Annotated in this window: 11 protein-coding genes; 2 read left to right on the top strand and 9 right to left on the bottom strand. The window is 36.0% G+C overall.

Features of this window, described 5'->3' with window-relative positions:
• Nucleotides 1-31 precede the first annotated feature (31 nt).
• From NSQ92_RS05180 to NSQ92_RS05165, 4 genes are all read right to left on the bottom strand, one after another.
• Nucleotides 32-886, bottom strand: a complete 855-nt coding sequence (locus tag NSQ92_RS05180; RefSeq protein WP_095320346.1) for a GNAT family N-acetyltransferase — start codon at nt 884-886, stop codon at nt 32-34.
• Nucleotides 887-1,066: 180 nt separating this feature from the next.
• Entirely contained in the window at nt 1,067-1,765 is a 699-nt protein-coding gene (locus tag NSQ92_RS05175) for an SDR family oxidoreductase (protein WP_095320345.1), read from the bottom strand.
• A 44-nt stretch (nt 1,766-1,809) separates the two neighbouring features.
• Nucleotides 1,810-2,184, bottom strand: a complete 375-nt coding sequence (locus NSQ92_RS05170) for a hypothetical protein (protein ID WP_047941533.1) — start codon at nt 2,182-2,184, stop codon at nt 1,810-1,812.
• Between the two features lie 427 nt (nt 2,185-2,611).
• Nucleotides 2,612-4,051: an amidase family protein gene (locus NSQ92_RS05165; protein WP_095320344.1), complete on the bottom strand. Its 1,440-nt coding sequence runs from the start codon at nt 4,049-4,051 to the stop codon at nt 2,612-2,614.
• Between the two features lie 125 nt (nt 4,052-4,176).
• Here NSQ92_RS05165 and NSQ92_RS05160 point away from each other — a divergent pair, with 125 nt between their 5' ends.
• Nucleotides 4,177-4,650, top strand: coding sequence for a GNAT family N-acetyltransferase (locus tag NSQ92_RS05160; protein WP_251686785.1), 474 nt, complete (start codon nt 4,177-4,179; stop codon nt 4,648-4,650).
• 34 nt (nt 4,651-4,684) lie between these two features.
• On the opposite strand, the gene NSQ92_RS05155 is transcribed toward NSQ92_RS05160, so the two are convergent.
• From NSQ92_RS05155 to NSQ92_RS05145, 3 genes are all read right to left on the bottom strand, one after another.
• Complete coding sequence (locus NSQ92_RS05155; RefSeq protein ID WP_341152445.1) at nt 4,685-5,419, bottom strand: MBL fold metallo-hydrolase; 735 nt, start codon at nt 5,417-5,419, stop codon at nt 4,685-4,687.
• Nucleotides 5,420-5,458: 39 nt separating this feature from the next.
• Nucleotides 5,459-7,825: a polyprenyl synthetase family protein gene (locus NSQ92_RS05150; RefSeq protein ID WP_095320342.1), complete on the bottom strand. Its 2,367-nt coding sequence runs from the start codon at nt 7,823-7,825 to the stop codon at nt 5,459-5,461.
• A 432-nt stretch (nt 7,826-8,257) separates the two neighbouring features.
• On the bottom strand, nt 8,258-9,550 hold the full coding sequence (locus NSQ92_RS05145; RefSeq protein WP_095320357.1) for an MFS transporter: 1,293 nt from the start codon (nt 9,548-9,550) through the stop codon (nt 8,258-8,260).
• A 120-nt stretch (nt 9,551-9,670) separates the two neighbouring features.
• Here NSQ92_RS05145 and NSQ92_RS05140 point away from each other — a divergent pair, with 120 nt between their 5' ends.
• Entirely contained in the window at nt 9,671-10,915 is a 1,245-nt protein-coding gene (locus tag NSQ92_RS05140) for a helix-turn-helix domain-containing protein (protein ID WP_341152444.1), read from the top strand.
• A 65-nt stretch (nt 10,916-10,980) separates the two neighbouring features.
• On the opposite strand, the gene NSQ92_RS05135 is transcribed toward NSQ92_RS05140, so the two are convergent.
• Nucleotides 10,981-11,829, bottom strand: coding sequence for a glycerophosphodiester phosphodiesterase (locus tag NSQ92_RS05135; protein ID WP_053215631.1), 849 nt, complete (start codon nt 11,827-11,829; stop codon nt 10,981-10,983).
• Nucleotides 11,822-12,583, bottom strand: a complete 762-nt coding sequence (locus NSQ92_RS05130; RefSeq protein WP_341152443.1) for a glycerophosphodiester phosphodiesterase — start codon at nt 12,581-12,583, stop codon at nt 11,822-11,824. Before NSQ92_RS05130 ends, NSQ92_RS05135 begins: the two co-directional genes overlap by 8 nt.
• Nucleotides 12,584-12,644 lie beyond the last annotated feature (61 nt).

Below are 12,644 nucleotides of genomic sequence, written 5' to 3'. Positions count from 1 at the left end.
ACCTCTTTCTTATTTGGCAAATCTAAATCCTTTATCCATAAGACTGGGCTGCAATCGCATAAAGACTGCCATTTCTCTCAGGAAACGCTTCGCTATTTTTAACCATTACCGGAGGACGATCCTTTTCTTGAAAATCTAATTCTACGAGTGCTTTTATTATCTCTTTTTTCCCTTCTACTACATCCATTCTTATCATCCCCCTATAGTTAGAGATGATTGTTTGTATAAGAAGCATAGCCTGTTCATCATTTTGAGCAACAACTGGACCTATTACGAGATTAGCAGGCTTTCTTACCGCAGCAGCATAGCCGACAATCAAATTACTTTTCTTTATCACTATTACTTCTTTTGCCTGCTCAAATCTATTCTTTAGAAACAGGTCTCTCTCACAGCCAAATGCCTCTTTGTCCAGTTCGAGCATTTCTTTAAAATCTTTTGACTGATATGGGCTTATCGTATAACCATTTAGCGATTGTCTGCACTGCTGCCCTTCTCCAAGTAGTTTTGTCACATGACTATAATCATTAAATCCCAATTTTTCATAGACTGGTCTTCCTTCTCGCGTGGCAATTAACATAAGGGCAGAATCTTTTGAAACCTGATTCATACATGTAACTAATAACTCCTTGGCTAAACCAATTCCTCTATAATCTGGATGAACAATAACCATACCGATAGATGCCAAATTGCTTCCATATGGAATAATTGCAGCACAGGATATCACAGTACGTTTATCATTAACATGCCCAAAGACCGTCCCCGAAGCAAGTAAGGTGCGGATTTCTTGCTTATCATAATCCCAGCCGACAATAGTCGCTAGAGAAAGCAGTTCTTCCATATGTATTTGATTTAAAAGCTGCATTGTTACGATTCTTTCCTTGTTCATCAGATTCTCCTTCCAAAACAAATCAACAGAATATTATAAATAATATTTTTATTATAATGGGAATCTACAAAAAGTGGGGATTTTTCTTTTATCATTTCGTTTAAAAGAGTTTCCATTCATAAAAAAATCAGAAATAGCTTTGCATCGTGCCGCCCATTTCTGATACTATCTATATATTATTTAGATTTTCATTTCCCGTCCTTTAAAATCAATAAAACCTAATTCACTCGTTCCGACGATTTTCCCTTCTAAAATATCTAATATCCCATTTGCCGACTCGTCTGGATAGCCTGTTGCATCTTCCCCACCCATATCCGTTTTGATCCAGCCAGGATGAATAGCATATACCGTAATATTCTTTTCATTTACATATCTTGATAATTGAACACTAAACATATTCAGTGCCGCTTTGGAAATACCGTACGGAAAATCTCCTCCATAGGCGTTTTGGATACTTCCTGCTTCGGAAGAAATATTAATAATAGCTTTACCCTCGCCTTTATATATAAGCGGAAGAAAATGCTTCACTACTCTCATTGGTCCTAATACATTGACGTCCATCGTAAATTGGACATGCTCGAAATCTAATTCTTCGATTTTTTTCCCTCGTTCTGTTAACACTCCTGCATTATTAATAATCCCATCAATGGCTCCAACATCCTTGGCAGCAAGTTCAGCCGCTTTGATAATTGATTCTTCCTGAGTAACATCAAGGTAATATGTATGTAAATGATCTGGATATTTTGCTTTCAAGAGATTAATAGGAGAAGTTTCTTGAACCGTTCGAACTCCGGCAAGCACAGTATGTCCCCTTTTCAAAGCAGTTTTAGCTAGATGAATTCCCAAGCCTCGATTTGCCCCGGTAATTAAAATTTTCACTTTTTATCCACTTCCATTCCAATTGAATGTAGTTTTATTGACATTTACCCTTTTTCTGGCTGTATCTCTGTATGAAGTGCTTTAAAAAAATGTTGAATATGTTTATAGCTTGAGCCGAAATCACCCAAAGTTCCTTCCTTTGAGCAATAAACATCCACAGCTGATTGCATTCCTGCTAATTTGTAAACAGTCACAATCATTAAGCTTGAGCCTTTGCTGAGTACGATTTCTCCTCTCTCCATATCTACTTTTTTCAGATCCCAATTTGTCAGTTTTCTTTCGACTACATTCTTAATCGTTTCCATTAAGCGATCTCGGCTTTTTTTATAATAACGAGTCTTCAATTCAGGAACCTTAGGCTGTTCCTTTGTTTCTTCAAAACTTTTAAAGATACCAACTAGTACACGTGATAAAGTCAATTGCTTTTCCTCCTTAAAAACATGAAATCCTCTTATTTTGTTAACCGTTTGTTAGTACTCATCTTCTACTAACAGCCGTTTTTCCCTACTTCTTTTTAGTTATATGATTCGAATGTAAGAGCTTTCTTTTTGTTTTTATTATAGCTTATATACGAAAATCAATCTAGGACAAACTATTTAGATAGCTAGTAAACCATAATCATTTCTATTAATATATTATCCTGCCAATTAGCTTATGCCTAAACGGAGCGTGACTAAATGAAGAAGATGAGGAAGTCTAGTCTCATGTAGCTATTTAGTGAAAACCTGCTTCTTCTACTTTGATTTTTAATAAGGAATTTTTCAAAAAATGAATAGACGGAGTTTAATGCCATCACTTTCTCTGCCTATTCTCTTTTTTAATATATCCTTCTTGCTCCGGCCTTTTCTATGCTAAAGCTGGCGGGACACGATGCTTTGTTGCTTGTTCGTAGCTATAGGCCATTTCAATCAGGCTCGGTTCACTATAGGCTATTCCAGTAAAGGTTAATCCCATCGGCTTTCCTTTCGGAGTATAACCAGCTGGTACAGTAATCGATGGATAGCCTGCTTTTGCCGGCAGCTCACAGCCTACATATTTCGCGAATACTAAACCATCTAATTCATATTTTTCTATCGCTGCATCTATTCCTTCCAAAGCGGATAATCGAATATCTGTATCCCGATGTTCCTTATAGGTAGGGTCTTTTAAATCTCCATTTAACGTTTCGCAGTATTCCAAAATAGTCTGGCCATATTTTACAACATCTAAATGATTTTTATTAAACTCAATTACTTCCTTTAATGAATGGACAGGAACTTCTTCTGCACATTTACGCAGGTAATTATCTATCCCATATTTAAACTCATGATAAAGAACAATGGAGTCAAATTTTTCACGGTGGATCGTCATATCTATTAAAATAGCACCTTGCTGCGTTAATTCTTCTAACCCTTTATTAAATAATGCAACTTCTTCTTCCTCTCTTGGTAAGAAGGAACGATCAACTCCAATTCTTTTTCCTTTCAGACCATCTGCTTTTAAAAATGCAGTATAATCCCTAGGCTGACCAATACTTGTTAATGTCACCTCGTCTCTTTCATCCACTCCTGCCATTATTCCAAGTAAGATAGCGGCATCTTGAACCGTTCTAGTCATCGGCCCTGCCGTATCCTGGCTATGCGCCAGCGGAATAATTCCGGTCCGGCTAATGAGACCTAACGTTGGTTTAATACCAACAAGGGAATTGTTGCTAGCAGGACTAAGAATCGAACCAGATGTTTCTGTCCCTATTCCTACCACAGCAAAATTGGCAGCAATGCTTGCTCCAGTGCCAGAGCTTGAACCACCAACATCCCATACTCCTGGCCCATACGGGTTCATTACCTGGCCGCCTAATGAGCTATAACCATTTGGCATATTTAATTCCGTAATGAAATTGGCAAATTCGGATAAATTAGCCTTGCCTATAATAATCGCTCCTGCTTCGCGCAGCTTTTTTACAATAAAGGCATCCTCACTGGCAAAATTATTTGCTAAAGCAATCGAGCCCGCCGTTGTGGCCATCGCATCCTTTGTATCAATATTATCCTTAATGATGACTGGAATACCGTAAAGGGGGCCAATTTGATCCACTTCTTGTCTTTTTTTATCTAGCTCAGCAGCAATTGCTAATGCATCTGGATTAATTTCTCTAATGGAGCATAATGTCGAATCAAATGTCTTGATTCGTTCTATATATTGTTTTGTTAGCTCCCATGAAGTAATCTGCCCCGAATTCAGAGCCTTTTGTACTTCAAAAATAGTTGTTTCTTCTATATGAAATAGATTTTGATTTTCTTTTTCCATTTGTCTGATGCCCCCTTCTTATTTTCTTAAGTATAGCCTGTTCAACTAGACGAGAGGAAGAATAATTTCTCATTTATCAAAATATTTCTATATGTTATGATTTAAAAAAGTGGAGGTTTTTCTTTATGTATTCATTTCAACTTATTACCCAAGAGCAAGCAGAGGAAATTGCTTTTAACTGGCATTATGATGGAAAGTATGCGTTTTATAATATGGAAGCGGATGAAGAGGATTTAACAGAATTTCTTGATAGGGATAAAAGAGCTGACTCTGTTTATGCTGTTACAGAAAACAATCGACTCATTGGCTTTTTTAGTATCCATCATGAAGAAAACGACACCATTGATATAGGCCTTGGTTTAAGGCCAGACCTAACAGGACAAGGGCTTGGCTATACCTTCTTAGCTACTGGAATCACTTATATAAAGGAACGCTTTTCTCCAGCTTTTATCACCTTGGCTGTTGCCGTCTTTAATGATCGAGCCATAAAATTATACAAAAAGGCAGGCTTTAAAGAGGCAGCTACATTCCTTCAGTATACTAATGGTGGAGAATATGAATTTGTAAAAATGATATATCCGTGCAAAAAAAAGTGTTGATTTCAATTAAATGAAACCAACACTTTTTTTACTGCTATTTAAAATCTATTTCCATGCCTGGATATACCAACTGAACGGGACCACTATAAATTTCTTTTGCTTCTTCCACCAGTTTTTCCTGTTCTCCATAATGGGGAAGATGGGTTAATAAAAGCTGCTTTACACCGGCAAGTTCCGCTAACTTTCCAGCTTCTTCACCAGTTAAATGTCCTCTTACCACGCCGAACTGTTCTTTATATATACTTGCTTCACTTATTAAGAGATCCGCATTTTTCGCAAAAACAACTAACTCATCCTTCCACTCTGTATCTGCAGTGTAAAGAATGGTTTTGCCATTTGCTTGGATCTTCATTGCCAAACAGTAGGCAGGATGAATCGTTTCACAAAAAGAAATAGTAAACGGTCCAATATTAGATGTTTTTCCTACAGAAATTTCTCGCCCTTCTGTATAAATATCGTTGGTTAATTCCTCAAACTTGCTATCCTGTTTATGTCCATAAATTGGGAAAGCTGCTGCGCGATTTCCAAGTATAGATTCCACTAACATAGCATATTGCAGCACGCCTACATCTGCGATATGATCATGATGATAATGGGAAAGAATGCACGCATCAAAATCTTTTAAATCCACATAGGATTGCATCTTTGCTAGCACGCCGCTCCCACAATCGACCAATAAATGAAATCCAGCGGACTCCATTAAGAAGGAAGAAGTCGGACTTTCTTTCCCAGGATAACCTCCATATTTTCCTAAAAAGGTAATTTTCATCACACTATTCTCCTTTAAACAATCTATATCTATTTATTATTACCGATTTCGATTGACCATATAATCTACTAAGTACCTCAAAAAATTAGTCTTCTTCGGTATAGCATCGACTATATCTAATGCTAAACTATAATGCTCCCACATTTCCTTTCTGGCACCTTCTACACCTAGCACACTTACAAAAGTGGACGTATTATTGTCTTTGTCCATTCCAGACTCTTTTCCTAATATTTCTTTACTTCCCTCTGCATCGAGTAAATCATCCTTTATTTGAAATGCAATCCCAGCATGATAAGCATATTTCTTCAGCAAATCCTTAACCTCTTCTGGAACTACCGCTAAAATGGCTGGCATGACAAGTGCTGCTTCGAACCCAATTCCCGTCTTATAAAAACAAAGAGTATTCAGCTCTTGAAGAGATAGTTTTTTTCCTCGCGATTCTAGATCCATTATCTGGCCTTTACACATATCAGCAGTAGCTTTCGTTGTATACTGAATCAGCTGTAATATCCTGGATTCATCAAAACCACGTAAATTAGCTTGTTCTTCTATTGCCTTTTGTGTCAGGAATAGTCCAGTTAATTCTGCTGTTGCAGTATCATACACTTCATGCAGCGTTGGTCGTCCTCTCCTCATTGCGGCATTATCCTGTGATGGCAAATCGTCAAATATTAGAGAAGCTGTGTGCATATATTCCACTGACCGCAGCAGGGGGGCGATTTGGGCATTATCTAGTCCCCATTCTTTTTCCCCGATAAAACTAGTAATAACCGGCCGTAATCTTTTCCCATTTCCAGTAAGACTATAATTTGCTGCTTCTGTCACGATATCTTTTTTCAATTGTACATTTTCTGTAATTGGCAGCATATTATCGATAGATACCCTGATTGATTGAATCATTTCAGAAAACGCTTCTTGTTCTCTGTGATTTTCCTTTAAAATACTAATCATATGATCACGTAATAACTTATCGAAAAAGTCGACATCATCTGATTTTTCCACCATCTGCTGTAATAATCGATTAAAGACGGGAAAATCTTTTGTGAGAATTCCCATTAAATCATTATATTTCTCATTTCCCAATTTTTCCTTTAGTCGTTTTAATCCGTTAACTGCACGGTCTAATAAGACTTCTTGGGTTTTTAAATCAGAATGGTATACATCGTGAATCAAAAAGGAAATGACGGTCCAATACATTTCAAAAGGATTAAGTAAGTCCTTTCTCGTTTGATAATAGGTGAGATAATACGTATAAGGCGTTACAGCACCATCCTTTTTATCCTCAAACATATCGGCTAAATCATCTGCCAGCTGATTATAAATTCCATAATAAAATGTTCTTTGATCATAGCCTTCATCCTCAGGTGCATTCATTAACGAGCGAACAATCTGTCGCGAAGCAGAAGATTTAAGGATTACAGGGATATATATTTCTTCATTAGAGTATGTGCTAACCGTCAATTTCTTTTTTCTGTCGACCTCTTGTGAATGAAAAAAGATATAGGATTGATTTAAAAATAGCTCCCATGTTTGATTATCATGCTGTTTTTTCATATATTCAAATGCTTCTTTTAACTCATTATGGATGAAGGAAATAAGCTCTTTATTTTCTCCATGCCACAAACCAAAATGTGGGACTATCCCTGTTTCTAAGGTACTTCGGATTAGAGCAGAATAGCGTTCTTCCTCTTCCGGTGATAAAATATGGGCATCAAGTAAATCATCAATTAAAGGATAGGTCAATCCATAATAGAAGCCTAGTTTAATAGCTTTTTCTAGTCGCAGCTGGCGCTCTTCGTCTGAAAGGTCCATGGTTCTTCTTTCTTCTAATTCGTGCATCAAGACCCCTGCAAGAATCTTCAAGATTTTCCGCTGGGCATGCTCCACGCTCATCCCAGCAGGAATATGTGAAGTCACTCGTTTCAGCTTTTCCATAACCCAAATCATTGTATGTTCAACAGCAGCTTTTTTAGCTAATTTGTATATACGGGAGACACTAAAATTATCTTCCTTTGTTTCTTTCTTTAATAAATAATTTTTCACCTTTCCAACTGCTTCATTAACTCTTTCTTGTGTGAAAGGAGAAGAAAGCGTCTTTCCTAAATCGCGCATATATAGATAGGAAATACTTCTATGCAAATAGTTATCTAGTTTGCCTGCATAGTTTAACCACTCTATATAAGGGCGATATCCTTTTACTCGTGGTTTTCTTTTTTTTCGGGAAAAATAACTAAGGATGGATGGAGAATGAATATGGTTTACTTTCCATGTTTGAAAGTCGCTCGTTAAGCGCGACACATAAGCCTTATCCACTAACTGCTTTTGAAGGGATTCGAAGTAACGAGCAGCTTTGTCCTCTGCCGATCGATATTCCTCCTTTTTTTTATCTTTTACCTTTTTATCCATATGAACATTACCTCTGCTTTTACTTAAAGTTCATTTAACTAATCTAATATAATCAGCTTTCCTCTTTATTATAACTAGAATATTCATTATCTCCTATTAATCTTATATATACCATAGAAAAAAACTCTCCTATTACGGAAGGAGAGTCTTAGTATAAAGAGTTTGATTTTTGGATGCAGCTTTTTATCTGTTCCCTTTTTATTCCCGATTATCTTAAAAATGTCTCTAACAATAGCTAGATTTATTAGCAAACACTTTATTACTTTCCATACAATGCTTCCATATTCCCTTTGCTTCTTTCGCATAAATATCGAAGATTTAATTCATTCTTGCTTCTTCTGTTGGATAAAGCTTTTACTCCATCAGAAGCCAGCAAACCATAGTTCATCCCAGAATACTTTGAGTACGAAACTGTAGAAATTTACTTCATTATTATACAGAAGTTGCTCTATGTTTGGTTACCGGAACTGTATCCCCTGATTCTGCGGCCTTTTCCATCACAGATGGCCTTGCAAGGATGAATACAGATATAATCAATAAAGAACCAGCTATTAAGAGAATCCATTGCGCAGGAATATAATCATATAACACACCAAAGATAAGTGTTCCTACCGGCATCATTCCCATTGCAAATGTCTCTAATATAGTAAAAACCCTTCCTTTATATTCATTCGCAATCTTCTTTTGCATTAATACCATTATTGGGATATTAACCAGTATATTAACAGATCCAAACAAAAACATTAGCATTAAGTAAAAGATAAATATAGAGGCTGCCGACATCGGAATGAAGATTGGAATAGCTGCAGCTGCCATTAATATTCCTAGCACTATAATTCCTATTTTACTTACTTGGAAGGGTTGTTTAAATTCCTTTCCTAATGAAAGATAAATAGAAAGCAATAAAGTTCCAACAGCAAAAGCACCTTCTACCATTCCAAATTGGACAGATGGCATATGTAGCTTTGTATTCACTACATATGGGAAACCAATATTAAAAGCAGTAAAAATAAAATTGACGATAAGACTAATACTAATAATAGCTACTAATAGCGGCTGATTCTTAACATAAACTAAACCTGCCTTCAAACTCATCCAAACCGTTTCCTGTTGTTCTGCCTTTTCTTTTTCCTTTTCAAACAATGTAAAATTCATCGTGGAATCAAGTACAACAGCAATCAACGAAGCAATCAGAAAAATTGTTAAAAAGACAGACATGGAGACAAGACCGAATAATATTCCACCGATAGCAGGACTGGCAATTTGCGCAATGGAAACGGCAATTTGATTCATGGAAGACGCTTTTTGAATGCGGCTTTCATCAACTAATCCTGTTAAAGAAGAAGTAAAAGCATTGCTCGCAAACATCGAGGTAATAGATAAAATACAAGATGTTGTATAAATAGCAGGTAAAGATAATCCTATCGTGACACTGTAAAGCAGCAATCCACCAATAGATATGGTAGAGACAGTTTGCGCTGTAATCGCAATATGTTTACGAGGATATCTATCAATAATAGACCCAGCAAAAGGTGCTACTAGTGTCCGCGGCAAAATATTGCACAACATATTTACGGCAAAACTCATCGACGAGCCAGTTAAATGCAAAATATATAAACTAATTGCAAATGTATAAATTTGTGACCCAGCTGTGGCAATTAATTTACTACTGACAAATGTCCATAAATGGTAGGCGGCCCTCTTTTCTAACGAATATTCTTTCACCAAAACATCGTCCTTCCTTTAAAAGTTTAATTAAATTAAACAAATCATATCACACCAAAACTTCCCTTTCAAGGAAAAGTTTAATATAATTAAACTATCGAAAGAAGGAGTTGTACGATTATGCTAGGCGAACGCATTCGCACATTACGAAAACAAAAAAAAATGACCCTAGAGGCATTAGCTGGCGATAGATTAACCAAAGGCATGCTTAGTCAAATTGAGAATAATAAAGCGCGCCCTTCTATGGAGAGTTTGGAATATATTGCGGAGAGACTAGGCGTTGATATATCAGAGTTATTAGAAAAGGTAAGTATTGTTGAATTAAGAAAAGTATTAGAGGAAGCAGAAAAGATACATGAAGAATTTCGTATTTATTTTAAACACTCTGAGGAAACCATAGAACAATGCTCCAAACTGACCGCCTTAATTGAGCCCTATATCTCTAATTTGAATGAAAGCTATGAATCAGCTCGCTTATTGGAAATTTATAGCCGCAGTCTATTTTGTCTGAATAAAAAGGAATGGACATTATATTGTGATAAAGCAGCATTAATTTATGATTTGCTTAATCTTACTGCTAATCGGGCAAACATTGCATTCTTCAGAGGAATAAACTTTTATTTGGAACACCGCTATCAAGACGCTTTACAATGTTATTTGGAAGAACGACATCATATTGAAACAACCCATATAAAGATAGATCCTATGACTAAAGTCACTATGGATTATCATATCGCTGCCTTATATTCAGCAATCGGAGACATAAAAGCAACTTCAGAAGCAGTGGAAAGCGCATTGGAATACTCGAGAAAAGAAAAACTCTACTACAAAATAGACGATATCTATACGCTTGCTACAGTGGTTGCCTTGCTAGTGGGAGAGGAAGAAAAATTTCATTACTACCTAAAAAAACTAAAGCAATATGGTGAATTTGTAGAAGATAAAATTTTTGAAGAACTCTGTGATGTAATTTATGTGGAATACTTACTGCATGTAAAGGGAGAATACCATCAAGCAATGCCTATCATTGATCAATATTTAACTTTTGACGAAAACACTCAAAAAGTAACCGGTGATAATTGGAATATGCTTCAAAAGGGAAAAGCGATGTATTTTGCTAAGGCATATTCAGAAGCACTCCACATTTTAAAAACAATTTATGTACCAAAACATACTAACCATCCTGTTGACCAAGCTATTTATTTTAGCAAAGATATATTTATTGCTCTTTGTTATAAGGAACTTAATAATATCGATAAAGCGCGAGATTATGCAAAAATTGCTTATGACTGCTATTTCCCGCTGCCTGACTCTATATTTAAGACTCTATGTAACGAAACATATAAAAACATTTGTTTAAGCTAACTATGTAATATTTATAAAAATAAAAATGGGCGTGAATAAATTCCTTCACACCCATTTTCCCTTTTTTATATGGCTAAAATCTCTTTCGTAAAATGAATAAAGTCGGTGAAATAGCCATCCACTCCAAATTCGTGAACTCGTTCTTGTTCCACTTTTTGTGTTTTCTTATTCGTAAAATAGACATGTACCTCTTTTTCCTTTTTATGTAATTCGTCTACCACCTCTTTTGTAATATCTGTAGACTCTATGCCGATGATAGGAAAATCAACCGTACTAGCTTTTTCTAGGGAAAAAGAGCCTTTGCGAAAAAGAAGTGCTAATTCAGTAGCTGGTGCCATTTCTTTAATTTTCAATAAACTCTCTACTGAAAAGGATTGGATCGTTACCAAATTTTTGTCTAAAAGCTCATACTTTTTTAATAGCTGAATTAGTTTTTCTTCCATTGTTAGTTTTCCATCAACGAGCCTTGTCTCAATATAGTACTTTTGTGTATCTTGAAAAGTATCGATTATTTCCTTTAATGTAGGAATTTTTTCCTTTATCTCTTTCCTATTATCCGATTCGATTGTTTGAAACGCCCTTAGTTCTTCTAATGTGTAATCAGAAACCTTCCCTTTGCCATTTGTAGTCCGATCAATTGTATCATCATGCATGGCAACTAACTCGCCATCCTTTGTCATTCTTAAATCTATTTCTAATGAATCTACGCCAGATTGAGCTGCTATTTGATAGGCAGTAATGGTACTCTCGTTGTACCATTCATTTGCCCCTCTATGTGCGATTACCCTTGGAGTTTCTTCGTGTTCTGTCACAGATGGACTGACCATAGTTTGTACTGACTGATTATTTCCGCAAGCAGAAAGGGAGATAATTAAAATCAGCAGGAGGGTGCTTCTATTTAAGAATTTACTCAACAGACACAGCCCTTTCTTGTCTTATCGCTATGGCCATTTCTGGATAATCAGTAATAATAGATTCTACTTCTGCATCGATAAGATTAGTCAACTCTTCCTTTTTGTTTACTGTCCATACTCTTACATGCTTTCTTAATTCCTGCCAATCTTTTAAGTTATCAATCACCATTTCTTTATGGAGATGCAAAGCCTCTAATTCCAAGCTTTTTATATAATCAAGAGGGTTGGAAATGAATTGATTTAATAGCCAGGCAATCGATGCAGATGGATCCAATCCCTTTATTCTTAATAAAGTCGGCAAATGAAAAGAAGAATAAACAATCTTCCGCCCATTTCCTAATTCGTTCACAAGTGCTAGAGTCTTTTCTTCAATTCCTTCATATGCAAATGTATAAGTTTTAAGCTCAATATTTAATTCGATATCGTATGGAGCAAGCAACTGTAATACCTCTTTTAATGTAGGCACTTTTTCTGCAATCCAGCTTTCTTCATAATCAGGAAGGGAGGAAAATTTACTTCCCGCACTAAACTGTTTAAGCTCTTCTAGTGTATAGGATTTTACAAAGCCAATTCCGTCGGTTGTGCGATTTAAAAACTCATCATGAATAACAACTACTTCCCCATCCTTTGTCAGATGGATATCTAATTCAATTCCATCTACTCCTTGTAGTATCGCTTGTTGAAAACCGAGAAGTGTATTTTCAGGAAACCTGCCTTTTGCGCCTCTGTGTCCGTAAACTTTGGTTTGATTCATGCTTCCCTCTCCTTTTTTAATAGCAAAGAAACAGACTAACTAGTATAAAAATTAATCTGTT

This window comes from Niallia sp. FSL M8-0099 (assembly GCF_038006945.1).
Classification (GTDB): Bacteria; Bacillota; Bacilli; order Bacillales; family Cytobacillaceae; genus Niallia; species Niallia circulans.
This window is presented reverse-complemented; position numbering and strand designations above follow the sequence as displayed.